16 protein-coding genes are annotated in these 25,594 nt (G+C 45.8%); 12 read left to right on the top strand and 4 right to left on the bottom strand.

What is annotated here, in order from left to right:
* The 7 genes from BP71_RS07220 (at position 1) to BP71_RS07190 (ending at position 10,324) form a co-directional block, all read left to right on the top strand.
* Positions 1-1,722 (top strand): RagB/SusD family nutrient uptake outer membrane protein, encoded by a 1,722-nt coding sequence (locus tag BP71_RS07220; RefSeq protein WP_496377895.1) that lies wholly within the window; start codon positions 1-3, stop codon positions 1,720-1,722.
* A gap of 128 nt (positions 1,723-1,850) precedes the next feature.
* Positions 1,851-4,736, top strand: coding sequence for a glycosyl hydrolase (locus BP71_RS07215; protein WP_496377894.1), 2,886 nt, complete (start codon positions 1,851-1,853; stop codon positions 4,734-4,736).
* 825 nt (positions 4,737-5,561) lie between these two features.
* Positions 5,562-5,723, top strand: coding sequence for a hypothetical protein (locus BP71_RS07210; RefSeq protein ID WP_496377893.1), 162 nt, complete (start codon positions 5,562-5,564; stop codon positions 5,721-5,723).
* Between the two features lie 61 nt (positions 5,724-5,784).
* Entirely contained in the window at positions 5,785-6,075 is a 291-nt protein-coding gene (locus BP71_RS07205; RefSeq protein ID WP_496377892.1) for a hypothetical protein, read from the top strand.
* Between the two features lie 60 nt (positions 6,076-6,135).
* Entirely contained in the window at positions 6,136-8,304 is a 2,169-nt protein-coding gene (locus BP71_RS07200) for a T9SS type A sorting domain-containing protein (RefSeq protein ID WP_496377891.1), read from the top strand.
* Between the two features lie 258 nt (positions 8,305-8,562).
* Complete coding sequence (locus tag BP71_RS07195; protein ID WP_496377890.1) at positions 8,563-9,381, top strand: SDR family NAD(P)-dependent oxidoreductase; 819 nt, start codon at positions 8,563-8,565, stop codon at positions 9,379-9,381.
* A gap of 49 nt (positions 9,382-9,430) precedes the next feature.
* Positions 9,431-10,324 (top strand): helix-turn-helix domain-containing protein, encoded by an 894-nt coding sequence (locus tag BP71_RS07190; RefSeq protein ID WP_496377889.1) that lies wholly within the window; start codon positions 9,431-9,433, stop codon positions 10,322-10,324.
* Positions 10,325-10,349: 25 nt separating this feature from the next.
* On the opposite strand, the gene BP71_RS07185 is transcribed toward BP71_RS07190, so the two are convergent.
* Genes BP71_RS07185 through BP71_RS07175 form a run of 3 tightly spaced genes read right to left on the bottom strand, consistent with a single transcriptional unit; the run spans position 10,350 to position 13,602 of the window.
* Positions 10,350-12,524 carry a hypothetical protein gene (locus BP71_RS07185; protein WP_496377888.1) on the bottom strand — a complete coding sequence of 725 codons (2,175 nt, stop codon included), beginning with the start codon at positions 12,522-12,524 and terminating at the stop codon, positions 10,350-10,352.
* Between the two features lie 10 nt (positions 12,525-12,534).
* Entirely contained in the window at positions 12,535-13,176 is a 642-nt protein-coding gene (locus BP71_RS07180; RefSeq protein WP_496377887.1) for a TetR/AcrR family transcriptional regulator, read from the bottom strand.
* 60 nt (positions 13,177-13,236) lie between these two features.
* Positions 13,237-13,602: a hypothetical protein gene (locus tag BP71_RS07175; RefSeq protein WP_496377886.1), complete on the bottom strand. Its 366-nt coding sequence runs from the start codon at positions 13,600-13,602 to the stop codon at positions 13,237-13,239.
* Positions 13,603-14,339: 737 nt separating this feature from the next.
* Between BP71_RS07175 and BP71_RS07170 the strand changes: the two genes are divergently transcribed.
* The 4 genes from BP71_RS07170 to BP71_RS07155 all read left to right on the top strand — a co-directional run bounded on the left by BP71_RS07170 (position 14,340) and on the right by BP71_RS07155 (position 21,092).
* Positions 14,340-15,092 carry a hypothetical protein gene (locus tag BP71_RS07170; RefSeq protein WP_496377885.1) on the top strand — a complete coding sequence of 251 codons (753 nt, stop codon included), beginning with the start codon at positions 14,340-14,342 and terminating at the stop codon, positions 15,090-15,092.
* A 112-nt stretch (positions 15,093-15,204) separates the two neighbouring features.
* A complete protein-coding gene (locus BP71_RS07165; protein ID WP_496377884.1) occupies positions 15,205-17,205 on the top strand; it encodes a T9SS type A sorting domain-containing protein in 2,001 nt (666 codons plus the stop codon).
* Positions 17,206-17,418: 213 nt separating this feature from the next.
* Entirely contained in the window at positions 17,419-18,039 is a 621-nt protein-coding gene (locus tag BP71_RS07160) for a LuxR C-terminal-related transcriptional regulator (protein WP_496377883.1), read from the top strand.
* Positions 18,040-18,056: 17 nt separating this feature from the next.
* Positions 18,057-21,092, top strand: coding sequence for a sensor histidine kinase (locus tag BP71_RS07155; protein WP_496377882.1), 3,036 nt, complete (start codon positions 18,057-18,059; stop codon positions 21,090-21,092).
* A 101-nt stretch (positions 21,093-21,193) separates the two neighbouring features.
* Here the strand turns inward: BP71_RS07155 and BP71_RS07150 are convergent, their stop codons facing one another.
* Positions 21,194-21,841: a response regulator gene (locus BP71_RS07150; RefSeq protein ID WP_496377881.1), complete on the bottom strand. Its 648-nt coding sequence runs from the start codon at positions 21,839-21,841 to the stop codon at positions 21,194-21,196.
* Positions 21,842-22,299: 458 nt separating this feature from the next.
* Here BP71_RS07150 and BP71_RS07145 point away from each other — a divergent pair, with 458 nt between their 5' ends.
* On the top strand, positions 22,300-25,467 hold the full coding sequence (locus BP71_RS07145; protein WP_496377880.1) for a sensor histidine kinase: 3,168 nt from the start codon (positions 22,300-22,302) through the stop codon (positions 25,465-25,467).
* Positions 25,468-25,594 lie beyond the last annotated feature (127 nt).

The following is a 25,594-nucleotide window of genomic DNA, read 5'->3' as shown; positions in this document are numbered from 1 at the left end:
ATGAAAAATATATTTTCCGGAAAGTTCTTTTGGGGGCTGATGCTACTGGCTAACCTGACCAGCTGCGACAACGACGGTTTTTTGAAGGAGAACCCAACTACTTTTTATACAGTCGATAATGCATTCTCTACATCCGCGCAGGTAGATCAGGTTTTGGTAGGGGCCTATTCGCAGGTTCGGGATTTATGGGCAAATCCTGCGGAAGAAGGCTGGATTTTTGTATTGCGTGGCAATGGTACCGACATGTATGATGTGGCCAGTATCCGCAAAGGTTCCACTTTCAATAACTATGGCCTGATCAATGCGGATAATGCTACGTTTTACAACATTTACAGTACGTACTATCAGCTGATCTCGAAGGCGAATCTTGCTTTGGAGGCCGCACAGCTTCCGCATATATCGTTTTCGTCGGAAGCGGAAAAAGCGAACATCATCGCACAGGCCAAATTTTTCAGGGCCTACGGTTACCGCAACCTGGCCGAGCTTTTTGGCGGCGTCTCCATTGTTACCACTGTATCCAAAGTCCCGCAGTATAATTTCGAGAGAGCTACGCGTGTTGAAACCTATCAGTTCGCTATTAATGATCTTTTAGAAGCGGAAAAAGATTTGCCGGAAACGACCGTAAGCGGCGGTCGCGTAGTAAAAGGCGCTGCCCAGCATTACCTGGCAGAGTTGTATCTGGCGATGGGCACACAACTGATCGCAGATGGTAAAGCAGCGGAAGGTCAGGCGGCTTTTGCGCAGTCCATCGCTTATGCCAATAAGGTAATTGATGGTGGGAACTATAACCTGATGACTTCACGCTTTGGATCGCGAAGCACGGAGGCACAGGGCAATGTGTATTGGGATCTGTTTCAGGAGAGAAATGTAAATTATCAGGATGGAAACAGGGAATGTATCTGGGCATTGCAGGTTGATTATGCAGCATATCGCGCGGAAGACGGAAGATCCAAACTGCCTTATTCCCGTACATATGGCCCGGTTTTTCGTGACGGTGCGAAAGATCACCTGACCGGCACACTCGAAGATGTCGGTGGTCGTGGTATTGCGCAGATCGTTCCCACCATGTATGTCAGAGATGGTGTGTATACAGGTAAATTCGGTACGGATCTTCGGAATTCAGAAATCGTATTCCGTCGGGTATTTTACGGAAACGTAAGTACGTCACCCTATTTTAAGAAGCCTGTGCCCTGGGAGGTATTGTATAATGGAAGTGGCGATGCGACGACCAATCTCAACAATACCAGTCTGGTGTATCCTGTTTCCTGCAAAATCGCGACGGACAAATACACAGGTCTTGCCGACGGTGAAAACATGAGTAACCTCTTCCGGGATGACTACTTTATCCGGCTTTCTGAGACAATTCTTTTACGGGCAGAGGCCAAGCAGCGGACGGGTGACAAGGCTGGGGCAGCAGCCGATGTTAATTTGCTGAGGGAGCGAGCCAAGGCCACCTATAAAGTTACTGCGGCCGATATGGACGACGGCTTCAATTTGATCCTGGACGAACGGGCGCGTGAACTGATTTACGAAGAGGCCAGATGGAACACGTTGCTCCGGATGGGCGGAACTATTGCAGTGGATCGCATTAAAAAATACGCTTACTGGCCCGAAGCCAAGGCAACTTTGACCTTCAACTACAACTTATGGCCTATTCCTCAAACCATCATTGATACCAACAAGGACGTGATTTGGGAACAAAACCCGGGCTGGCAGCGATAATTTCAGACATTCATTTTGTATTATTTAAAAAGATAACCCGGATTTCGGTCCGGGCTATTGCCTGATATCTCTTCGGTTTTTAGGTCGTAGCTGAAATAAGAGCCGGCATTTATTAAATTTCTCTTCCAATGCTTAGAAAGTTACTTCCGTTTTGTTTGGTCTTGACCTTTGCGGCGATATCATTTGAAACCGTATTCGCGCAAAAAAGTACCCGCATATTAGAACCTTCGGTCTTTCAGAATCCCACATCCGACTATGGTACCCGCTGTTGGTGGTGGTGGCTGAATGGCAATATTGACAAAGAGACGATTACGCGTGATTTAGAAGAAATGAAAGCCAAAGGTTTTAGCGGCGCGTGTATTTTTGATGCAGGCGGGGCAGAACAGCGTGGAAATGGTCAGGTTCCGGAAGGACCTATGTTTGGGTCGCCTGCGTGGCAGGAACTCTATGTGCACGCGATCAGGGAGGCAGACCGTTTGGGGCTGGTCATGTCGATGAGCATTCAGAGCGGTTGGAACCTTGGCGGGCCGGATATAACACCAGCTGAAACCGCAAAACAGGTTGTTTATAGTGAAACGAAGGTCAAAGGCGGCTCGTCAGTGGCTATTGAATTGCCTATGCCGGAAGTTCGTTATGATTATTACCGTGACATTGTAGTGCTCGCTATTCCTACGAAAACCTTCACAAACCGGGCGCCTATCAGCGACTTCAAAAATAAAGCGGCTGCCCGCGAAGTTGGTGGATCTGCCCCGGAAACCCGTCCTTTGCTGACCGATATTCCCGGCACCCCGGGCGAAGAAGACGCCAGTGTTAAGCAGGTGTTAAACATTACCAGGTTTGTGAAAAACGGAAACCTCAACTGGAAGGCACCGGCAGGAGAATGGACGATTCTACGCATGGGGTTCACGCCGACGGATGCAGAGGTTTCGACGTCCAGTGGAAAATGGCAGGGACATGTGATCGACTATCTGAGCGATAAGCACTTTAATCGCTATTGGGATACCCACGTAGAGCCCCTGTTGAAAGCGATCGGCCCCATGGCCGGTAAAACGTTGAAGTACCTGCAGACAGATAGCTTTGAAGCAGGTGGTTTGAACTGGACAGAAGGGTTCGAAAAGGAATTCGTCAAACTCAGGGGATACGATCCTGTCCCGTATCTCCCGGTGCTCGCCGGCAAAATCATCGGGAATCGGGAGGTTAGCAACCGTTTCCTGGCCGATCTTCGCAAAACATTAGGCGATCTGATTTCTGAAAAACACTACGGCACATTCGCAAAACGAGCCAGCGCATACGGGATCGGGCTGCAACCGGAATCCGCCGGGCCGCATGCCGGGCCATTTGACGGGCTGAAAAACTACGGCCACAGCGAGATTATAATGAGCGAGTTCTGGTCACCGTCGCCACACCGCGCTCGTCCTGTCGACCGTTTTTTCGTGAAGCAAGCAGGAAGTGCTGCTAAGATATTTAACAAAAAGCTGGTTGGTGCAGAATCGTTTACCACAATCGGACCGCATTGGAACGATGTAATGTGGTCCGATATGAAACCCAGTGCAGACCACGAATTTTGTGCCGGCCTGAATCTGGTTTACCTGCATACATTCACGGCTTCGCCCAAGGCGATGGGCCTTCCGGGTCAGGAATACTTTGCCGGAACGCATTTTAATCCCAATGTGACCTGGTGGAACCAATCCACAGAGTTTATCAGGTATCTGACGCGGTGCCAGTATATACTGCAACAAGGGACGTCTGTGGCCGACGTGCTGTATTATTATGGTGACCACTCGCCGAATATCGGAAGATTAAAAGAGGATGATCCGGCGGGGGCTTTGCCAGGGTTTGACTACGATCTGATCAATGAAGACCGGCTTCTGGCGCTGGAAGTAAGGGATGGAAAACTTTTTTTACCGCATGGCGTTTCCTATCGCGTTCTGGCGTTGCCGGACCATAAAACCTTGTCACTGGCAGCTTTAATTAAAATTGAAGCATTGGTGAAGGCGGGTGCAGTTGTGATCGGTAATAAAGCTACGACTACGGCCAGTCTGGTGAATTATCCGGCTTCGGAGCAAAGTTTGAAAAAGATCGCCGATGCGCTTTGGGGGAATGCAAGCGAGCCAAACGGTTCACGGAAGGTTGGAAACGGATTGGTGGTATGGGGTAAAAATGCGACGGAATATCTGAGGTCGGCGGGCGTCGCGTTTGATATGGAGATCGTAGAAAAAGAAACAGGTAGCCATTATGATTATATTCACCGTACTGCTCAAAATGCCGATTTTTACTTTATCAGCAGCCAGAACCGCGCAGCTTCGAAAATGACCGCCGCGTTCCGAATTTCCGGCAAGCAACCTGAACTTTGGAATGCAGTGACAGGAGAGACGAAACCTGCTACCTCATTTACCCAAAAGGACGGGATCACTTATGTACCACTCCAACTTGATCCTTATGGTTCCGTGTTTGTTGTTTTTCAAAACGATATCGGGAAAGATCGGAATGGGACTGCTGAAATGAATTATCCTGAATTTCAACACAAAACAACCCTCCATGGTGCCTGGAACGTGGCATTCGATACGAATTGGGGCGGCCCCTCCAACGTGGTTTTTAATGAACTGACCAGCTGGACCGATCGCAACGAAGAGGGGATCAAATTCTATTCGGGCAAAGCGGTTTATTCCAAAAAGTTCGATGCAGATGCTGTTTTAAACACGGGAAAGCCTGTATACCTCGATTTGGGGGATGTGAAGGACATTGGTATCGCCAGGGTTGTATTGAATGGAAAGGATCTGGGAATTCTTTGGGCACCACCATTGCGAGTCAATGTGAGCGGAGTTTTGCGAGAAAAAGACAATGAACTGAAAGTGGAGGTAACCAATACCTGGCGAAACCGGCTGATCGGCGACCGCACAAAGCCTGTTGAAAAGCGGTTGACCAAAACCAATGTGAAGGTACTGGATAGCTGGCAGTTGACACCGTCCGGTCTTTTAGGCCCCGTTCGCCTGCTAGTCGCTGACAACAAGTAGTATTGATGTTTTTACAAAGTAAACTTTACATTGTCAGCCAGTTTGTTAGTGTGAATCTCCGTGACGTAATCGGTGGAACTTTAATGTCGTTCAAACAGCGCCGCTAACTTCCTGAAATCCTCCGGCAAAAGGTTAGACTTTTGTCCGGTTAGGCACAACGCAAAAAAAGAGCAATCGATTTTTACAAATTGGTTGCTCTTTTTGCATTTGAATTGGTGGGTTTTTGGCTTGTTATATGCCTATGCTCAGCTCATTGACCGGGACGGATTTTTGCATGATGCCTGCATTATTGATCAGACCCGTCTACCGAACCAAAATGGCTGACTACTTCCATGGGTAAATTGTGATGGCTCATAACATTTGCTACACTTATAGTCATTTCTGATCCTTCAAAAAGTCATATTTGGATCATCGAAGTACGCTCGGATGTCGTCAAATTAATGAGGCGGTGCGGATTCCAAATACGTCATTATTGTCACCGAAAGGCTGAAATCAGAAGCGAGGGGAAAATGGGTAGCGCTCCGCGAGCTACCAGATGGCGAAACTATTGGCCACTACAATTTAGTTGATATTTTGCAGGACAGGCCTGATCGTCACCTTTTGTATACCTGCTTTTTGAGTCAGTATACCTCTTGTATACCCGCCCGATTGGGATGTCTGCTGCTACCATTCCTAAGTTTGCATCAGTCGAATCTGAGAATATTTGCATCATTTGATCATCATGATTTCGCACACAATCGCCGAATGTCAACGGAGTTTTCTCCGCGATGCTTATCTAAGATATTTACTAAATGAGTCAATTCATTTAAACCACAAGCAAACGCCATGAAAATTGTTCTTATGAGAACCGCAATGCTTTTACGTTCAATATCCACAATGGCTGGTTATGCGTCCGCGCCAAACGAAACCACAGCAGCTATGCAGTTGCAGGTCAAAAGCACCGATACCCTGGTGCTGGATATCGTCACGAAAATACCTTGGATTTAAGGCCAGTGGCAGTAAAACCGCTGGCCTTTTACCCAACATGCACTACTAATAATGTTTGCAAATGATCGTCTTCTGGGTTCTTTGGATTTTTTGTGCCTGTATACTGCTGGTTTTGCTTTACCTTTTCAGAGATAGCGTATACACTACTCCGGGAGGCCCGCCAGCATCCTTTTATCTGGCAGCGATCGTCGCCATCGGCGTGCCTGTTTTTGCATTGTCGGCAAGTTTTTGGCTATTCAGCCACGGCTGCTACGGAACCGCCAAGCTGCTGCTCGCCATACCCGATTTGCCAGGACTGGCCTTTTCGCTTTGGCTGTTGATATTCCGGTTTTCAGGTGGGCGTAAAAATTAACCTGCGATTGCTTGTTGCCAACGCCATTTTCATTTTTTCAAATACAAATTAACATGAGTCATGAAACTTTCGATTACCATAAGACCAACTAATTACTTCAGACACACACTGGTTGCATTCCTGCTGTTTGTCCAGATTTTCGCGACTCAGGCACAGATTGATTGGACGAGCCGGCAGCTATTGCCCAGCATTGTTCTTTTTGATGTTGCTTTTGGTGCAGGAAAGTATGTAGCAGTGGGGCAGTCCGGGATGATCCGGGTTTCAACCGACGGCATTACCTGGGCTGAACGATCATCACCCGTCGGCAAGACCAGAAATTTGAGGCGCATTGTATATGTGAACGGATTTTTTGTGGTGGTGGGGGATCTCGGGACAGTCATGACATCAACCGATGGCATGAGCTGGTACCAGCATAATTCGGGAACAGACCGGAACCTGTACAGCATTGCCTACGGTGCCGGAACTTTCGTCGCGGTCGGGATGCAAGGTTGCCGGTTAACATCATCGAATGGCATTGACTGGACTAACAGATCCGATAAGCAGCAAAACAGTATTTATGACGTGGTTTACGGCAACGGACTTTTTGTATCAGTCGGGGAAAGTGGCATTTTGAAAACATCCAATGACAATGGTGTAACATGGACTGCAAGGGTTTCAGCAACGACAAACACCTTGTATGGCGTTAGTATCAACAAATTCGGACGTTACGTAGCAGTCGGCATTAAAGGTACGATCGTCTCTTCGACAGAAGGAATGGTGTGGAGTTCACATAGCCTGGCTGATCAGACATTGATCCTGAAAGCAGTCGCATCGAATCCGAAGACCGGGAAGTTTGTTGTAATGATCCAAAACAAAAATAAGGTGCTCACTTCTGCTGACGGCATTTCCTGGAACAATCCACTCGTTGCCACGTTCATCGATCAAAGTCTTTACAGTGTGCGCTATCTTCAGAATCAGTTTCTGGCCACCGGTGAAGGTTGCATGTTCCGCTCTTCATATAACGACGGCGTCACCTGGGTTTCAGAAACAGTCAATTACTGGAAGACGCAGATCTGCGGTTCGGCTTATGGAAACGGGCGTCTTGTACTCGCTGGTGGATCAAATAACGGCGAATACTACGGAACGCAGCGCAACCTGATTTTGACTACCCTGGACGGTATAAATTATAACGCGGCGGAAACTATCCAGTTGAATCTTGGCGCAGAACTGTTTACCTCTGTTACGTTTGGAAAAGGCCTTTTTGTCGCCGTGGGCACAGACGCCATCATTCAAACCTCGATCGACGGTTACGTATGGAATTATAGCCGTGTAGAGTACGGCCAAAGGCTGGATGGCGTTGCATATGGTGGTGGTAAATTCGTTGCAGTCGGCGAAAATGGCCTCATATTATACTCCTCTGACGGTAAAACTTGGAATAAGGCTGTTACTAAGAGTAATTACCATTACAAAGCTGTGGCATATGCCAATGGAATGTTCGTGCTGGTTGGATTGCAGGGAGTTTTAGCCACTTCCACGGATGGCAATCAATGGACATTCAGAGCCAGCGGCACACCATATCCATTGGAAAGTGTAACTTATGGAAATGGCAAATGGGTAGCTGTGGGCCTTGCAAAGTCTTTTGCCACATCTTCTGATGGCAAGGTATGGTCGGCCACCAGCGATCCGTACAGTGATATTGACTATCTCGACGTGGAGTTTGCAAATGGCCAGTTCGTGATTTGTGGAAGAGATGGAAAATTGTTCAGATATGTTCCTGGTGTAGCGTGGACGGCTTTGAAGAGCAAGGTAAGCATTGACTTGCTGACCGTTACTTATGGCAATGGTATTTTCATTACCGGCGGATATGTAGGAATTCAAACGTCGCCTGGCACAAGCTATCCTGCCCCGGCACAACAAAATGCATTTTCAGCTGATAATAATATGCGGCATGCTTTCGCGGGAGATAGTACCGGACTTGAAAACTTTGCGCCCGAAATTGCATTCAAGGCTACTACTTATCCCAATCCAGTTTTGGATCAATTTTCGGTGGATGTGGAAGGGGCGACTGGCGAAACAATACGCCTTCAATTGTCGGACCTTTCGGGCCGAACGATCTTTGACAAAGTAGTGACTGCTCAAAACGGAAATTATCAGGAAACGATCCCCATGACGCAAAAACAAACCGGACTATACCTGATGCGGGTGAGTACGCCGACCCAAACGCAAACTTTGAAGATTTTGAAGAAATAAATTTTTAGATCGCTTCTACCGATACCTTGGTAAAACTCCGCCGCTTTTGGGGCGGAGATATTAAATCGAACGCCGCAAGGTGCCTTGCAATGACAGCAAAGTAATTTAACCCTTTTGAAGCCATACCATTATAACAAGGTGATAGTCCGTAATGGCTTTTGGTTTTCGTAAAAACGTCTCCTTTTTACCGACTTTTGTATCCTAAGAGTCAGTCAGCTTATGCGGAGATTTGCCTTGTATTTAACATAGTAGAAAGCAATGGCAAAAACAGTTTTTATTACAGGGGCGTCCCGCGGATTGGGGCGTATTTGGGCAGAGGCATTTTTAAGTGAAGGGCATCAGGTAATTGTAGCGGTAAGAAATACGGATTCATTGCAGGCGCTGGTTGAAAAGTATCCATCCCGTTTGCTCGTTTTGAAATTAGATGTAACTGATAAAAAAGCCGGATTTGAAGCCATTACAGCTGCAAAAGCCCATTTTGGAAAGATCGACGTGCTGATAAATAATGCCGGATACGGACATATTGGTGCAATTGAGGAGTTGAATGAGCAGGAGATCAGAGAGCAGTTTGAAACCAATGTTTTTGGCTTATTATGGCTTACCCAGGCAGTTATACCCATCATGCGTGAACAAAATTCAGGTCATATTGTCCAGGTTTCAAGCGCATTAGGGTTAGTAGCGTTTCCGACGCTTGGTATTTACAGTGCATCCAAGTTTGCCGTCGAGGCGATCAGTGACAGCCTTGCAAGTGAAGTGAGCGGCTTTGGTATAAAGGTAACGATTGTCGAGCCGAACGGTTATCTGACAGAGTTTGCCACTTCCTCCGGAGTACAGAGCGAGCCGATAAGTTTGTACGACGGGGTGAGAGCTGCACTGAATGAGACAAACAATCTTGAAGACTGGGGCGTGCCGGAAGCCACCGCCGAAGCCATGCTCAAACTTATTAATTCGGAAAACCCGCCTTTGAGATTGATATTGGGTAAGGCCGGTTTACAGTGGATTAAATACACTTATGCAGAGCGCATGAGAACGTGGGAGGAATGGCAGGATGTTTCCATTGCAGCACACGGCAAATAACACTTTAAATGGTAGCCCTTTCAACGGGGCTACTTAACCGATCCCCAAAATGAACCATTTCGAAAGTATCAGCGCATTCAGCCAGGCGGCCGGGGCGCAACCGCCGGAGCATCCTATGTTCAGCATTCTGTCTGGCAATAAAGACGACCATTGGGCCGGCGACTTTGAGTTTATGGCCGATTTTTACATTATTGGTTTTAAAAAACTGGCGTCGGGTAGTGTGCTTTACGGGAAAACAAAATATGACCACGACCTTGGGACGATGTCATTCTTCAAGCCGCGTCAAAAAGTTACGTTTAGGGATGTACACCTGGAAGAAGACTGCTTCCTTATTCTTGTTCATGAGGATTATCTGTCAGGTTCGGTGCTGCACAATGAAATAAAAAAATATCATTACTTCGATTATGATATTAATGAGGCGCTGCACCTTTCGCCAAGTGAGGAGGAGACGATCTGGACGCTGATGCAAAACATGAACAAGGAGCTCCATAACAATACGGATGCATTTAGTCAAACCATCATTCTGAGTCATTTGGGTACGCTCCTGAAATATGCAGAGCGTTTTTACAAAAGACAATTTATCAACCGGGCCGAGATTACGGGAGCAATTGCCACCCGGTTCAATGAAATGCTGGCAGCCTATTTTGTAGGAGAAGAAGCTCATCAATCCGGGCTTCCAACCGTGAGCGCACTGGCTGAGAGGCTGAATTTGTCGCCGAGATATCTGAGTGATCTGCTCAGACAGGAAACGGGTAAAACGGCATTGGAGCTAATTCACCTTTATTTAATAGCAGAAGCTAAAAATTTGCTCAAAGGAACCAGCCTGAACATCAATGAAATTTCTTTCGAACTTGGTTTTGAAAATCCCAACTATTTCTCTCGCTTGTTTAAGCGAATGGTCGGGCTTACACCGCATGTTTTTCGGCAGCAAAGTTTGAATTAGTTAACGCTCCAATGAATGTTGAAATCTATTTAACGACCACCCGAACCCGGTCCAGATTCTGGATGCGGGTATATGGACTCTTAGCGTTTTCATCCCGCTGGGAGGCAACCCGGAGCGTTGGGAAATAGGTGCCGGGTTTTGAAAACTGATAGGTAGCCTCGATTGTGACGCGGGAACCACTCTTGCCCACCGGCGTGATCTTACCAGCAACGGGGAATGCATCAGCGTTTTCAAAGCTCCATCCGGGCTGCCTTTCGACCTCTTTGGACAACCCTTCGAAATTCCAGGCGGCGGCAACGATCTTTCCCATATTTTCAGGGACTTCGACTTCCGCTTTAAATGTGACAGATTGGCCTGCATTGATCTCAGCCCGCTTGCCTCCATTAGCCATTAGCGTAACGACAGGCTGAATACCTTTCCGTTCATTGGCAGTGGGTGGTACAATCACCTGGCCTCCATCAATTTTGTATTGGGTGGTCGAAGCGGGAGCAATGTCTTTTTCAACCCAGGCACTTATGTCAAGCAAGGCCTGCTGCAATACACCCAGATAACCCACCGTCCGGGTTGGATCGTCTTCAACAGACACATCTCCGTGAAGCGCGTGGTCGGTATACCATAGCCGGAAATTATCATTCAATTTGTCACCTAGATTGGCTTGCACCTTGGAGCGATACCAGTCTGCCTGCCATGGGAAAGCTTCCCGGTCCCAAAGTGACTCTAACAATATCATTTTACCTGTAAACTTCCCCGTTGGCAGCACGCCCGCAGCTCCGCGCGTGAACAGCGGCCCGAGAAGCATTGCCCGCTGCGGATAAAGTGGTTTGCCCTCTTTGTCAAGAAATTGGCCATATACATAGTATTCTTTACCAGGCACTTGGTGACGATGGTAAGTCTGAACAGCCAGGAAATTGGAATTGTCAACCTGAACCCGGTCGCCGGGCTTTACCTGGGCCAGCACTGACGCTTCGGCAGGGCCTAGTACTACTTTATCTCCTGCGATTTTAGTTATCTGTAGAGCTTTGCCTGCACCGGCACCACTTAATATCAGCAAATCACCTCCCAGAAAATCAATATCAGGTAGCATATCTGTCAATTGAAAGGCAACGGGCATTCCTTTATCCACGCCACCTATGGCTTTCCAGGCCGCATCGGCAGTTCCGCGCTCAGCAGGCGACATGGCCTGTGTCAATCCCAAGCTTACCGCTTCATCAATCGTAATGCCTGCTTTGATAAGGCTAGGTTGCTGAATACGGGCTTTGGCCAAAGACGCGGGGGGATTGGCCCCCAAATACCCGGGTGCATTCCAAAAGTCTTTTTCAAAATAGCTTTTATCAGCCCTGACCACACCCTGGTACAGCACTAAAAACCCATGAATACCCATTTTTCGATACCCGAACCAGGCTTTTGGCGGAAACCCCATTCTGGTTACTTCCAGAAGCGCCTCCTTTTCTTCCGGATTCAATGTAGCATACATGTCGCCGTTTCCGCCTGGCTCCAAAGCATCAATAATTTGTGGAAACTTGTCTTTGAGCACGCGCATGGCGTGCATGCGTACGGTGAAAACATTGGGTATGGCCATCGGTGACCCCAGCACGTAGGGGACTACGCCATCCCAAACGCCGTTTGTATTTTCAATGCTGCCCACCGTGCGGTATGCGCCACCGCTTCCTCCAAACGCGTAACCATACGGCCGGTTGCCGCCGTATATTTGGGTGGCTACTATCCTGGAAAATTGCGCGGCAGCGGCGTTTACCCGAAAAGCACCCAGGGTGGGATCTGCCGATTCGGGTTTTGCAAAGTCTACGCGCCCGCCGCCATTTGTTTCGATGAAATAAGAGCCGTGTGTGACGGCAAAACCAATTTTATCTTCCTCTCCAGAAGCTCCTTGTGACAGATTTTCGTTATCGGGGAAAGGCGTAATGTACTGGAAAAAGCGTCCCTGATAACGCTCCTTCGGCGGGAAATACAATGAGAAACGTGCGCCTGTGCCTTCGAAACCACCATGCACATAGCGATGACGAACCGGTTTGTCCCGCCACTCATCAACGTCTATATACGGTCGTGCAAACAAAGTGTCCTGGGTAGTAAACTTTTGAGCAAGCTTACTGCTCATCGGTAGCAAACTGGTTTGTGCATGCGTAATCACGGCGTGGGTAAGCAAGAGGCACACCCACAGGTTACGAAAAGTATTGGCTGGCATCGCTGTATGTTTAGTGTTGATCGGTGACTGTCGGGTTTTCTGCCGACTCGGATATTGTAAGGGTCTGAATGTGCTTTTCCAGCGCTTTTAAGCCTTCTGGCGTAGATAGGCCCCGGATATATTGGCCCGTTGTTTGCAGCAACAGATCCATCGTAGACAAGCCGAGTTTTGCAAAAGCTTCGCTTGCCACTGATGCGCGGTGCAGCACGAATACGCTTCGTAAGGCAACTTCGGGCAGGATGTCGTTACGGAAAGCACCTTGCGCCACTGCCCGGTTTATGACGGACAAAAAATGCTGTTCGAACTTTGGGGCAATGACTTTCTCAACTTTCCTTGCCAGGTCCGGGTAATAATATTCCAGATCCTTGTAAAACGATTGGTTGATCTGATACTCCATTTCAACGGCGATCTGCCAGATCTGAAAAAAATGACAAGCAGCATTTTGCTCATTGGAAAGATTTAAAAGCTTTTCATACTCTGTATTGTGATATAAATACAAAGCTTCTTCCAGCAGCCCTTCCTTACTCTGGAAGTATTTGTAAATGGTTTTAGTAGAGATACCCAGCCAGTCAACGAGCTTCTGGTTGGACATCTCTCTAATACCATGTTTCAAAAACAGGGTTAGTGATTTTTGTAATATTTCGTCCTTCATGGCATCTATTTTGTACTGAATCCTATTGGAGGCTCGGAAGTCATGTTGTTGGTAACCGAATTATTTCAGTCTTTTAGCCGTCGCATCAAAGTCATGCACGGTACCTTTTAAGTGATCCTGATCAACTTTTGTCAGATCCAGAATAGTTTCACCTCCCTGTGAGGACTCAAAGTAGACGACCAGCTTTTCAGGACTTTCTTCGACCCTTAATATTTTGCGGCTACTGCTGGCGGGATCCGACTTTTCAATGAGCTCTCCGGTCAGTTTTCCATCTTTTCGGATCAATTCGGTCAGAAATGTAACATCACCTTTGGGTGAGTTTAACACGGTAATTTCCCACTTTCCCGCAAAGAAATCAGAGGTCTGCGAAAAACACGTAATACTGGAACTTAGGAATAAGAAAAAAATGACACTTGCAATTCTCATGATCGATGATGTTTAAAGTTGAAGAAAATCGGAGTCTGGAAAGCAATAGCCAATAAGCACCTTGCTGGAAATTATTTTTACACTAATAATTTCCAGTAAAGATGATGGAAATTAATTTAATAAAAAAAATTTCCATCAAAATGTTTTTCCGCGATAGATCGGATATTTAAGATATCAAGCTCTACGGTGAAGTATCGAAGCACTGACTGGAGAATCCGGAGCTGCTGACGCCTGATTCGGATTCTCCGGTCATATTGTGTTGGGCTGAATTGATCAATCCAAGTATTTGATTTATTGAGGATTGCCGTTGGTCAATCTGCTACGGTGGTTCCTCCGTCCGAAATCTCCGCCTAGCGTGACATTCACCAGTTCCCTGGTTGATTTTGTAAAGCGGTCAAAAAAGGGACCAGCACATCATCTTCCCGGAATTACCCCTTGTAAACAGCTTCGGATGCTATGGAAGTAATTTTCTCAGTATGGTTTCCCAGCCACCAGGATCCGCTGTTAATATACCAAAATCATGGTATTGATAGGAGTCTTAGCTGCCGATAGCTTTGTATGTGGTTTAATCGGGGGGAAGGGTTATAAAACCGCACTTTGCCTAGAGCCGATTAGATCGAGTTTGATCGGCCCACATTTTCTCCCCACCTCTCCCTAATTGACTGATGGGGATTGGCAGACCTGTTAAATCGCTCAAAAACAGTTTGATAAGTCCTAGTCTTAACAAAGTCGTAAACATGCAACCAAAAAATCTTTCTCAAATCCTGATGCTTGTTGGTCTGTGGATCTTAATGATGCCTGCGCACCACGCAAAAGCGCAAATGAAGCAAGAGGATGCTATCCTGGAAGTTATGAAGGCAAAGACGGAAGCATACTTCGATGCCAATCTAAATGGTTGGCAGTCTTTTTGGCTACAAGATAGCAGCAGCAGCCGGTCTGTTATTTCCAAATTTGGGTTCAGTAATCAAGTGGGTTGGCAAGGCCTTCTCCCCAAACTTGCGGAAGATAGCCAACGGGATGGCCCCTATAAGGGCACAGTATCCTTTGAAGATGTACATATCCGCTTATCAGGAAACATGGCATTTACTGAGGCTAATGAACATGTAAGATGGGAGGGGGGTGAACTTTCTCCATATGACTATACACATACCTATACCTTGCTATTGAGAGAGGATAACGTTTGGAAAATCGCAAATCAGGTCAGGGTCGCAACGGCGACGTTTTCCAAGACCCCGCTCAACCGGGAAAATGAATTGAATACGATAGGTTATGAATTGTTGAACGAAAAGCGCATCGACGAAGCGATCAAAATATTTATAGTGAATGTACAACTAAACCCTGCTTCGTGGAACGCATACGATAGCCTTGGCGAGGCATATGCCTTATCGGAAAACACAAAGCTAGCAATTGCCAATTACGAAAAGTCGTTGGAATTGAACCCCAAAAATGAAAGTGGGAAAGAGCATCTGGCCAGATTGAAAAAGCAGTGACGCCCAGATTGTCGAACCCAAGTCACATTCCCCGGGCCTTCCTGAGGGACACAGCGAAGAAAATCTTCTTCCATCACTACTTACCTCATTTTTTTACACAAATCCTATCATTATGAAACATTTTTTACTTATATCGTTGTATTTGTTCGTGTTGAGTGAAGTTCGAGCACAATTGGTTAATACCCGGACTCAGGTGGTATATCAGGTTTACGCATCAGATCCATCCGGTGTTTTAGTCTCACCAAGTCTCTCTGCCAAGCCTAATACAGCAACTGTCAAATCTGGCCAGACGATTGTTTTGAACGGAAATTGCGACCAGGGGCCGTGCCTATGGTATGGTCAGGGGCTTCCTGCGGAAGGGGCACCGTTTAGAACGGCAGTACAATTGACCAATCCCGGGACAGAAAGTGTGACCAGGGCATTTACGGTGGACAATAGCAATAACAACGCAATTATCGTCACTATTCTTCCCGAGCAGGGAGTTAGCGAACCTCTGATCTCAGCCAATAGTTATTGTGAGACTAATCCGCTGTTGACCGCTACCGGTTGCCCAGGACAGGTTAAATGGTATACACTTAGCCGAAACGGTTTCTTTCCCGATTACATAAGGACCCCGATCTCAGGAGCACAAAACCCTACCTATCAGGTTGAGGGCAGCGGTACTTTTTGTGCAACCTGTACTGTCAATGGTCAGGAGAGCTTTGGAAGCGAAGGCATTTTGGTTGCTGCTGGCGGGGTTGAACCTTACATCGCAATTCAAACACCTTTTTCAAATCAATCCGTTTGTATGTGGTCGCAACGAACGCTTCGGGCCTCGGGAGCCGGTCTTGAAAACGGCACGGTTACATGGTACGAAAAATTCGGGTCCGACGCATTCGTTTCCGTCGGGACAGGTGTAAACAAATCGGTCACGATACGGGACAGGGCAACCCAGTACTACGCGATGTTGTCTGTGCCGGGATGTACCGATAAAATCAGTCAAACCAGGACCTTTGCAGTAAATTCGCCCACCACTCTGGCGTCAAATGCCAGCCGGACTTTCGTAGCACATGTGCAAGAGTTTAACACCTTGGTCGACGATAATTGCCAATTGATCGCCAGTTTTGCAGCCAACACAAACAATAACGAGGTTAATGTTATGAATGGCAGGGGGCTCACCGCAAAAGTTACCTCGGATAATTCTGTTATGTTATACGGCAACCAGCCATATCTTCAAAGACACTATGATTTCGAGCCAGCTTTGCCGGCTGTCGATCCCTCGTACTCGATAAAAATGTATTTCACCCAGGCAGATTTTAACGCATTCAATGCTGCCAGTACGGTGAAGCTGCCCACTAGTTCGACTGATCCGGAAGGATATCTGAACAATCTGAGGATTTGGCAGGTTCATGGCACGCCGACCTCGTTGCCAGCGACCCCGGCAAATTACACAGGTGGGCCGCCAGCAGATTATGCATGGCAGGCTGCTATTTCATCGAATTGGAATAGTACACTCAACTGTTGGGAGGTACGCTTCAACACAAATGGTTTCTCGGGTTTCTTTGTCACTGCCGAAAATGCCGAGTCCCTGCCTGTAACCCTAATCAATTTTGGAGCAAAACAATATGAGAATGCGATTGTCCTCAGCTGGCAAACCACCGAGGAAAGCAACAGTGATTATTTCGAAATCCAGCACAGTACCGATGGCAGGCAATGGAACAGGATAGGACAGGTTGCTACTATGGGAGAAAGCATGACTTTACGGCATTATACATACACGCATACATCCCCCGTTCCAGGAGAAAACCTGTACCGGATGAAAATGGTCGACCGCGCGACTGGCAGCAAAGATGCGATGTTCGCTGTATCACGGATTGTTTCGGTCGATGTGGATGCGGCAAGTGACCTGAGTGTTTTTCCAAACCCTGCCAAGAACCTTGTCTCTGTTACGAGTACGGTTCCAATCGTTTCCTCCCGGCTGCTCAATTCAAATGGAACGGTTGCAGTGGCAGGGTTGAGTGGAAATACCAGGCGATTGGAATTGAAGGACCTTCGTTTAGCACCAGGACTTTACGTTCTGGAGATAAAGCTTGGGAGCGGACAGACTCAGCACAGTAAGCTCATCATCGAGTAATGCGATGGTCCTGGCGGCATGCCTTCCAGGCTTCTTCAATCCAACCCGCATCTTTTATGCAGTTCAAAGGCAAAAAAATGGAGCTGGTATGGCTGGCGGTTTCATTGCTGGCGATTTTGGTCGCTATTGCGGGAATTCTAATGATGTGATTTATTTAACGGTAGTGTCCGCCAATTCACAATCCTTATTTTTAGACAAACACTCGTTCACTCTATGAACAAACTGCTCATTGTTGATGATCACCGTATTTTTACTGACGGTATCCGCTTCCTGATCGAACATACCACTGATCTGCGGGTCATTGGCGTACTGCATGCCGGAAAAGAAGTCCTTGAATTTCTGCTCAAAAATCCGGTCGACATCATGTTGCTGGACATTGACTTGCCTGATCTGCGGGGATTCGAAGTAGCAGAGTTAGTCCGGCAGGCCTATCCGGATATTAGGATCCTGGCGCTTTCGATGCTGGATGATATGGGGTCTATGGACCGCATGTTCCGTTCGGGCGTACAGGGATATTGTATCAAAAGCGATGGGCGGGATGAAGTTTTCAAGGGTATCGAAAAAGTCCGGGAAGGGGCCCCGCACTGGCCAAAGTCTTTTCTGCGGTTACGTGAAGGACAGGTTGAAAAGCTGTCAGAAACTAAGTTGACAGAAAGGGAACGCCAAATTATCATAATGATCTGCGATGGAAGTACGACGGCAACGATTGCGGAAAGGCTCTTCCTAAGCACCCGGACTGTGGAAACGCACCGTAAAAACATCTACAGGAAACTGAAAGTGCATACGAATGTGGAGCTGGCCTCACATGCACGGAAGTATTTATTGTTAACCTGACTGAATCCCGGCCATGTATGGCTAGCATGCTATTTTTGTTGTTAATTCTCCCCCAGCTTTTGTCAGGTCAGACAAAGGAGGAAACAAATAGCCCGTCGATATCGACAGATAACTTGTTTTTCGAGCACTTCTCACTGGAAGATGGCCTGTCACAGGGTTCGGTATATGCTATTGACCAGTTTGACGGTTATATGTGGTTTGGGACCCAGGACGGGTTGAACCGATTTGATGGTCATGAATTCAAAGTGCTGAAAACCAATTTGTCATTACCGGTGGACGAACGCTTAAAGAGTAACTGGGTTCAGGCCCTTTCTCCCGATCACCATCATAAATTATGGGTTGGAACGGTCAAAGGACTGTCCATCTATGATCCCAGGAAAGAAAATTTCCAAAGTTTCAAAGCCTTCTCCGGACGTCCGCATTTGGTAGATTCCGTTTCTATTGAAAAGCTGATGAAAGGCAAAGACGGAAATATGTGGATCATGACAGAGGAATATGGTGTATTCAGATACGACCCTGGCCAAAACGAAATCCATTCGTACCTGTCAGGTAATTTATCGACCTATAATTTTGCATGCAGCTCGGACGGAACAGTCTGGGTTTCCACATATAATCAGCTTTACAGGTTCGATAGCAAAACCGACGCTATGGTCCCTTTTGAAATTAAAAGCAAAATCTTCGTTCAAAAAGATTCTCCCTTTATGTTTCAAGATATTTATGCCGATTCCAAGGGTAACGTATGGGTTGGTACTTTTCACCGGGGATTACTGCTGATTAAGGCAGGACGCAGAGGTTTCGAAGTATCACATCTTTTGCAGGATTTGCGTAGTGAAATCAGAGGCATTGCGGAAGACCCGCAGGGACGGATCTGGGTAGGGGCCAAAAATGAAAAGATGTACCTGATCGATCCCGTTTCAATGGGAACAGAGACAATTGAAAGGGCGGATCTCAATGGAAACGCGCTGCTCAGAGGGTTTGTACTCCGTATTTTTACGGATAATCAGGGTATTGTTTGGTTTGGAATGAACGACTCGGGTATTTCGAAATTTGACCCTCAAAAAAGCAGAATATCACTGATCGGCCGGGCATCCTCACTGCCGCGTACATCAGTATTCGCTTTGCAGCCGAAGGGCGAGGATCTCTTTATGGGATTGGGGAGTGAAGTAATCGCGTTCAATAGGAAGACGAAACAAATTAGGCGCGCGCGGCATCAAACGCTGCCCGGGCTTAATTTTGAAATATATGATATTACACTAGACAATCAGCAAAATCTATGGGTTACAACTGCGGACAAAGGCCTATATAAGTTGGTCGGTTGGTCCAGTGTTTTGAACATTAATTTTACCGATCAGGGTAACAAGCTTTACTATCTCTACGCAGGCAGGTTTTTGAAAGGGGGAAGAGGGCTGTGGATAGGGGGCCATAATTCATTGAGAAGATACGATACAGATAAAAATGTATGGCTGGATTGGGCGGAACTTCCGGCCCTGAAACCGTTTATCAACTACACCATCCGTTTTATTAAGGAAGATAAAGCCGGAAATCTGTGGATCGGAACATTAGGGCACGGGTTAATCTACTATCATGTGACCACTCAGAAGCTGAAAGTATTTGATTCCTCAAACGGGCTTTCATGCAATAATATAAGATACTTTTCAGAGGTTGGCGAAAACCATTACATCGGAACCGATTGTGGCATGTATGAGCTGAATATGTCAACGATGTCGATTGGAAGGCATTTTTCGGAATCATCCAGTAAACCTTTCCAACTGCCTAATAATGTAATTTATGCTATCCTTCCCGACAAACGCGGCCATCTGTGGATTAGCAGTAATAAAGGCATTACCAAATTTTCCTTATCCCATGGAGTGATTAAAACATTTGACGTTTTAGATGGTTTGCAGAGCAACGAATTCAATACGGGTGCTGCTTACCTTGACGGCGACGGAACCATGTACTTCGGTGGTGTAAGAGGGGTCAACTATTTTCATCCCGACGACCTGAGAACAAACGATTATGTGCCCCCTGTGAAAATAACGTCAATCCAGGTAATGGATAGCAGTTATGCTCCGTATTTGACGCATTTAACTCTGCCACATCGACAAAACTTCATCAGTTTTGGATTTGTAGCACTTAATTTCTCCAGTTCATCTAAAAATCAATACCGGTATATTCTCGAGGAAGTTGACAGTAAGTGGATTCATGCAGGAACGCGTCGTACGGCCAACTACACCAACCTTCCACCGGGCAACTACGTTTTCAGGGTTATCGGCAGTAACAACGACGGTGTCTGGAATGAAAAGGCGGCCACTGTAAAGATTACTATTCTTCCCCCCTGGTGGGCGACCTGGTGGTTCAGGACATTATTGATACTCTTATTCGCGGGAGGTGTTTATGGATTGTTCCGTTATCGCCTCGCCCAGCAATTGCGCCAGCGGGAAGCCGAGATAAAGGCGTCGTTATTGGCCCAAGAGGCCGAGAGGCAACGTTTTTCAAGGGAATTGCATGATAGCGTGGGCGCCAACCTCTCGCTGTTGAAAATGTATCTTTCCTCGTTTGGAGAAACGGATATTCCAATGGCTGAGCTAAAAGAACGATCTGAAAAACTACTGGCTGGTTCGGTTGATGAAATACGTAGACTGATCCATGATATGCACCCACGTAATTTGAAGGAAATGGGATTAGCGAAGGCTGTTGATGATATGGCAAGATTGGTTAATCTTGGTAACGGGTTAAAGGTAGTTTTTTCCGTCACAAATGTCCCCGAACATTTACCCGAGCAATTGGAGATCAACTTTTTCAGGATCGTACAGGAGCTTTTACAGAATGCAGTGAAACACTCCAAAGCAAGCTGTGTTTGGCTGGGATTGGGTTATGGACGTGAGAGGTTGATCCTGTCGTATAGAGATGATGGTGCAGGATACGACACTTCTTTGGCTTCAACAGGAAATGGGCTTTTAAACATTAGAAACCGGGTTACGTTACTGAAAGGAGAAATTCATGTGGAATCGGGCAGAAAAGGGACGATCGTAAGAATAGAAGCCCGATGGTAGTAAGTGAAAACTGAGAATTGCCCCGTGAAAAATAACATGACCTAAATCATTCATTAATAGTGCCACACAAAGTTCTCGGCATTGCCCAATGCAACTTTGCATCAATTATTCAAATAACCTGAAAACTGACTTTCTATCTTTTTAAATAAATCGATCACATTCTTAACATTCATTTTCTGAAAAATACGAACCTTGTGTGTACTGACTGTCGAATATTTGATACGCAATTCACTCCCGATAGCCTTAGTCGAATAACCTTGAAGTACCAGGTCCATAATTTCACGCTCTCTCGGAGATAAAACTTCTTTAATGCCAGTGGATTGAGGCTTTCTGTGCATGAAATCATTCAATATTTTTTCCTCGACAACCTTACTGGCGTATTTCTTTTTGTTGATTACCATTTCAATAGCTCTGAATGACTCTTCTTCAGAGGCATTTTTTGACAAATAACCGGAAGCACCGGCACTAATGCACATCGGAGCATTAGAAAGCTCATCTCTTCCACTGCAAACCAATATATTCAAATCTTTCTGCATTTCCCGGAATGCCTGGATCATACCGGAGCCTGGCGATCCTGGAATGCCCAGATCTAGAATCATTAAATCTACTTTATTGTTGCTTAGCACTTCAACAGCATCTTCGAAGTTGTCAACACAATGAATCTGAGATTTTGCGACCATTTTTCTGAGCGTACCTTCCAGGCCTATGCGAAACAAAACCTGATCTTCAACAATTAAAAACCTTTTCATATATGAACACAAATAAACACCCCTTCAAAGGTATACAAGCGGCTTTTTAAAAAAGTAGAAAATATACTACCAGCTATCTAAACTCATGAAAATCTACATCCCTGTACGCGGCCTCATTACGCTCTTGACAAATATATTCTACATTAGCAGGAGATTTTAACAGATCACACCTGTTTTAAAACCTGTATTTTGCGCGTCTTACGCATTAACTCAAACAAGAAGTCACGCCGCAGCCGGCAAGTCTCTACATTTTCAGCGAAAAGCTACTAGTAAAAGTTTGAAAAAAAAATCTGAGTTTTGCGACAGTGTAGTATTTTGTACTGAAAAGTAGATGTAATAGCGGACGCTAAAACAATCCGGAAAAAAAATGACGAAAATCATATATCTGATTTACAAGGCCCGGATTGATGCGAGTACTAATCTACAATCACGATTTCGCTAATTGCTTAAAACCACCCATGCCTTCCAGATTCAAAGTCAATGTCATTTGCCTGTTCCTTTCACTCACCACATTGCGGGCCTTTTCCTTCGGAGACGAATCGCAGAACATTTCCCGGTTTTTTATCAGTCATTATGATGATAAATCAGGATTGCCGCAAAGCAGCATTAAAAACCTCGTCCAGGACGATGACGGTTTTATCTGGCTGGGAACAGAAAATGGATTAGTGCGTTTTGATGGACAAAAATTTCAGGTGTTCAATAAATCGAATAGTGATCTTCCTTCCAACCGTATTTCGTATATACACCGAAGTGCGCGAAGTCCATTTAAAAAGTTTTATGTTGATATTAACAATCGTAGTGTTGTTAGCACTTCGAACGCACATATACATTCCGACACAGTAGACTACAAGCAAATTCTCGATCTGCTCCCTGACTCGATTCGGAATTATAAATCCGTTTATTTTTCAATGGGACTCCCGGATGGATTCAGCCCGTTCTTTTTTCCGGATATTTACATTATTCAGGTATCTAAAATGGAGGGAGAGTTTTTTGTTTTAGGGAAGAGTTTTGTGTATCATTTTCGGAATTGGAAAATAGTAAATCACCATGAATATAAATTAAAAACTTGGAGCTATTTTCGATTAGGATCTTCACTTTTTTATTTAAATAATGACAAAACTTACTTAGATGTTGTTACAAGCAAAATCAAAGAGGCGCCATTGGATTCTATTCAAAAAAGAAATTTTGTGGGGGATATTATTAAAGATGAATTATTTGACGACACTAAGGTGCCAATTTTAATATATTGGAACAATTCCATGAATCAGGTGTTTGTTTCATTGAAAAATAGAATATACCGGGTGGTCGAAGATGATAAAGGATTTCTTAGTACAAGGCTTATCTTGGATGGGTTTGATCTTGGTAAAAATTTGGTTATAAACATTTATGAGGACCCCTCAAATGGAGTAATATATTTAGGAAGCGGAACAAAAGGCTTGTTTGTATTAAAGAAGAAAATGTTCTATTCCGTGCTGGCAAAAGGAGGTGGTTGGGATAATGTATTTTATGCTCAGGAGAAATTTGGTAGCAATACCATTCAGACCCCCAGAGGATTGGTCCTGGGGAAGGACCCGGGATCAAAATGGAAACATATTGAAAGAAGAGTTGGTGTGCGAAGTAAAATGGATGGCCTTCGCATTCTGGTTGACAACGATAAGAATACTTGGACAGTTAAGGAAAATACAGTTACGTGCTTTGATAAGAGCGGAAAGTATATTCAAAATCAATGGACATTTAAAGATAGGGTCTCGGATATATTCATGGGTTTTAATAATACAATTTGGGTAGCATTGGCACGGAACCTGTTGTTTATCATTGACGCTCACAAGCTTCCGTCCGAACCGCGACTGGTTGCTAATCTGAATTTACCTGCTACGCAACTCAATTTTATCGTTCAGCCGACTGTTGATCAGATGTGGATAGGAACTGACGACGGCCTCTTTCAATTTTCACTTTTTACGCATAAGCTTCGGCACATTCGGGGGACTGCTGGCCGCGATGTGGGGAGCCTTCACATCTCGCCTGGCATGAACACAAAGCGCGAGTTGTGGATCACCAGCCATGATGGCGGGTTAATGCTGCTGAAAGACGGCATTCTGACGCCTTTCCCGATGGATCCTCAGCAGTATTTGTCATCTGCTCACTATATTTTTGAGGATCGCGCCGGATTTTTCTGGGTTCCCACAAATAAGGGTTTGTTTCAAATAAGCAAACAGGAATTGCTCCGATATGCGGCAGGAGATCAACAGAATTCTCCCGCCTATCGTTATTATGATTCGGACGACGGATTTCTGACCAACGAATTTAACGGACGATGCAGGCCCTGCGCTGTAAGACTTGATAACGGTTATGTTTCCATCCCTAGCTTGAATGGCTTAGTATGGTTTAAGCCCGAGAAATTGCAGGTTAAATCACCGGACAGACCATTGTTTATAGACCGAATTGAAGCAGCCGGTAAATCAATTCCTTTTCGCGACAGTGTGTTGATCTTAAGCCAGAAGTACAATGAGGTCAAGCTCTTTTTGACAACGCCATTCTTTGGACATCCAAACAATATAGAGCTGGGTTACGCACTGCTAAACGATGGGCGGGAGCCCAAAGCGATTGATTGGGCACGGATAGATCCAATCGATGGCTTTGTGAACTTATCACGTCTGGGGGCAGGAGAATACACCCTTTTTTTGCGAAAGAGAATCAATTTAGGTCATTCAAATTATGTTTACAGGTCCATTCGGATTCAAGTTGCGCCCGAATGGTATGAAACCTGGCTCTTTCGGATTTCAATGCTGATAGCAGTTGTGGCATTGTTTTGGATGTTATTGGTATTCAGGACACGGCGTTTTCAACTTCGTAATATCGAACTCGAAACAAAAGTGATTGAGCGAACGCTGGAATTACACGAAATGCTTGCCTCGCTAAGAAGCTCAGAGGACACACTTCTGCACCAGCTCAGGTTGCATGTCAGAATGATAGCTTCAATTTCTCACGATGTGCGTGCCCCGGTTAACTACATCGGCAATGCGAGCGATCTGATCCACAGTTTGCTTCAAGCTGGCCGGGTCGACAATGCCTTCGAGGTGGTTGATGCCATAAAGTCGACCAGCAAACGAATCTCCAACCTCCTGGACACGATGGTGACATTCACCAAATCAGAACTTGAGGATGCCAAAATCTCCTTTCAAAACGTTCGTCTTTCGCCGTTGCTTACAGAAAAGGCCGATTTGTTTAAACACATTCTGCTGGCCCGCAAAGTCAACTTTTCAATAAATGTATCCGGGCACGAAACAGTTTATACCAATGCCAAGCTCCTTTCCGTGATTATACATAATCTGATCGACAATGCCATAAAGGCCTCAGTAGTAGCCAATATTTTGATGCGTTGCCAGGATAAGAACGGGCGGGTGGTTTTGATGATTTCGGATTCCGGACCCGGGCTGCCGGAAAATTTGCTGGAATGGATCAATGTTTCATCCGCTCACGGAGCAAAAGATGCAGTGCCAAAAGAATATGAAGGGCTGGGCTTAATGATCATTAAGGAGATCTCCGATATGCTGGGGCTGCACATTTATGCATACAACGATAATGGTGCCCATTTCTGTCTTACGTTCCCCCTCGCTTCATTGTAGTCATTTTTCTATTCCAGCAGGCTTTCTGACTATATTTTCTGACATCATGTCGATATAGTTTTGCCATCAGAAGACATATACTTTTAAAATATAGGACTTGTCGTATCAAAGTAATTTGATTTCTGAT

The sequence above is a fragment of the Dyadobacter ginsengisoli DSM 21015 genome (genome assembly GCF_059568735.1).
This window is presented reverse-complemented; position numbering and strand designations above follow the sequence as displayed.

What these genes read in the sequence shown, in the direction of transcription:
- BP71_RS07220 (WP_496377895.1), top strand. Translation starts at nt 1, where the DNA reads ATGAAAAATATATTTTCCGGAAAGTTCTTTTGGGGGCTGATGCTACTG.
- BP71_RS07215 (WP_496377894.1), top strand. Translation starts at nt 1,851, where the DNA reads ATGCTTAGAAAGTTACTTCCGTTTTGTTTGGTCTTGACCTTTGCGGCG.
- BP71_RS07210 (WP_496377893.1), top strand. Translation starts at nt 5,562, where the DNA reads ATGAAAATTGTTCTTATGAGAACCGCAATGCTTTTACGTTCAATATCC.
- BP71_RS07205 (WP_496377892.1), top strand. Translation starts at nt 5,785, where the DNA reads ATGATCGTCTTCTGGGTTCTTTGGATTTTTTGTGCCTGTATACTGCTG.
- BP71_RS07200 (WP_496377891.1), top strand. Translation starts at nt 6,136, where the DNA reads ATGAAACTTTCGATTACCATAAGACCAACTAATTACTTCAGACACACA.
- BP71_RS07195 (WP_496377890.1), top strand. Translation starts at nt 8,563, where the DNA reads ATGGCAAAAACAGTTTTTATTACAGGGGCGTCCCGCGGATTGGGGCGT.
- BP71_RS07190 (WP_496377889.1), top strand. Translation starts at nt 9,431, where the DNA reads ATGAACCATTTCGAAAGTATCAGCGCATTCAGCCAGGCGGCCGGGGCG.
- BP71_RS07185 (WP_496377888.1), bottom strand. Translation starts at nt 12,524, where the DNA reads ATGCCAGCCAATACTTTTCGTAACCTGTGGGTGTGCCTCTTGCTTACC.
- BP71_RS07180 (WP_496377887.1), bottom strand. Translation starts at nt 13,176, where the DNA reads ATGAAGGACGAAATATTACAAAAATCACTAACCCTGTTTTTGAAACAT.
- BP71_RS07175 (WP_496377886.1), bottom strand. Translation starts at nt 13,602, where the DNA reads ATGAGAATTGCAAGTGTCATTTTTTTCTTATTCCTAAGTTCCAGTATT.
- BP71_RS07170 (WP_496377885.1), top strand. Translation starts at nt 14,340, where the DNA reads ATGCAACCAAAAAATCTTTCTCAAATCCTGATGCTTGTTGGTCTGTGG.
- BP71_RS07165 (WP_496377884.1), top strand. Translation starts at nt 15,205, where the DNA reads ATGAAACATTTTTTACTTATATCGTTGTATTTGTTCGTGTTGAGTGAA.
- BP71_RS07160 (WP_496377883.1), top strand. Translation starts at nt 17,419, where the DNA reads ATGAACAAACTGCTCATTGTTGATGATCACCGTATTTTTACTGACGGT.
- BP71_RS07155 (WP_496377882.1), top strand. Translation starts at nt 18,057, where the DNA reads ATGGCTAGCATGCTATTTTTGTTGTTAATTCTCCCCCAGCTTTTGTCA.
- BP71_RS07150 (WP_496377881.1), bottom strand. Translation starts at nt 21,841, where the DNA reads ATGAAAAGGTTTTTAATTGTTGAAGATCAGGTTTTGTTTCGCATAGGC.
- BP71_RS07145 (WP_496377880.1), top strand. Translation starts at nt 22,300, where the DNA reads ATGCCTTCCAGATTCAAAGTCAATGTCATTTGCCTGTTCCTTTCACTC.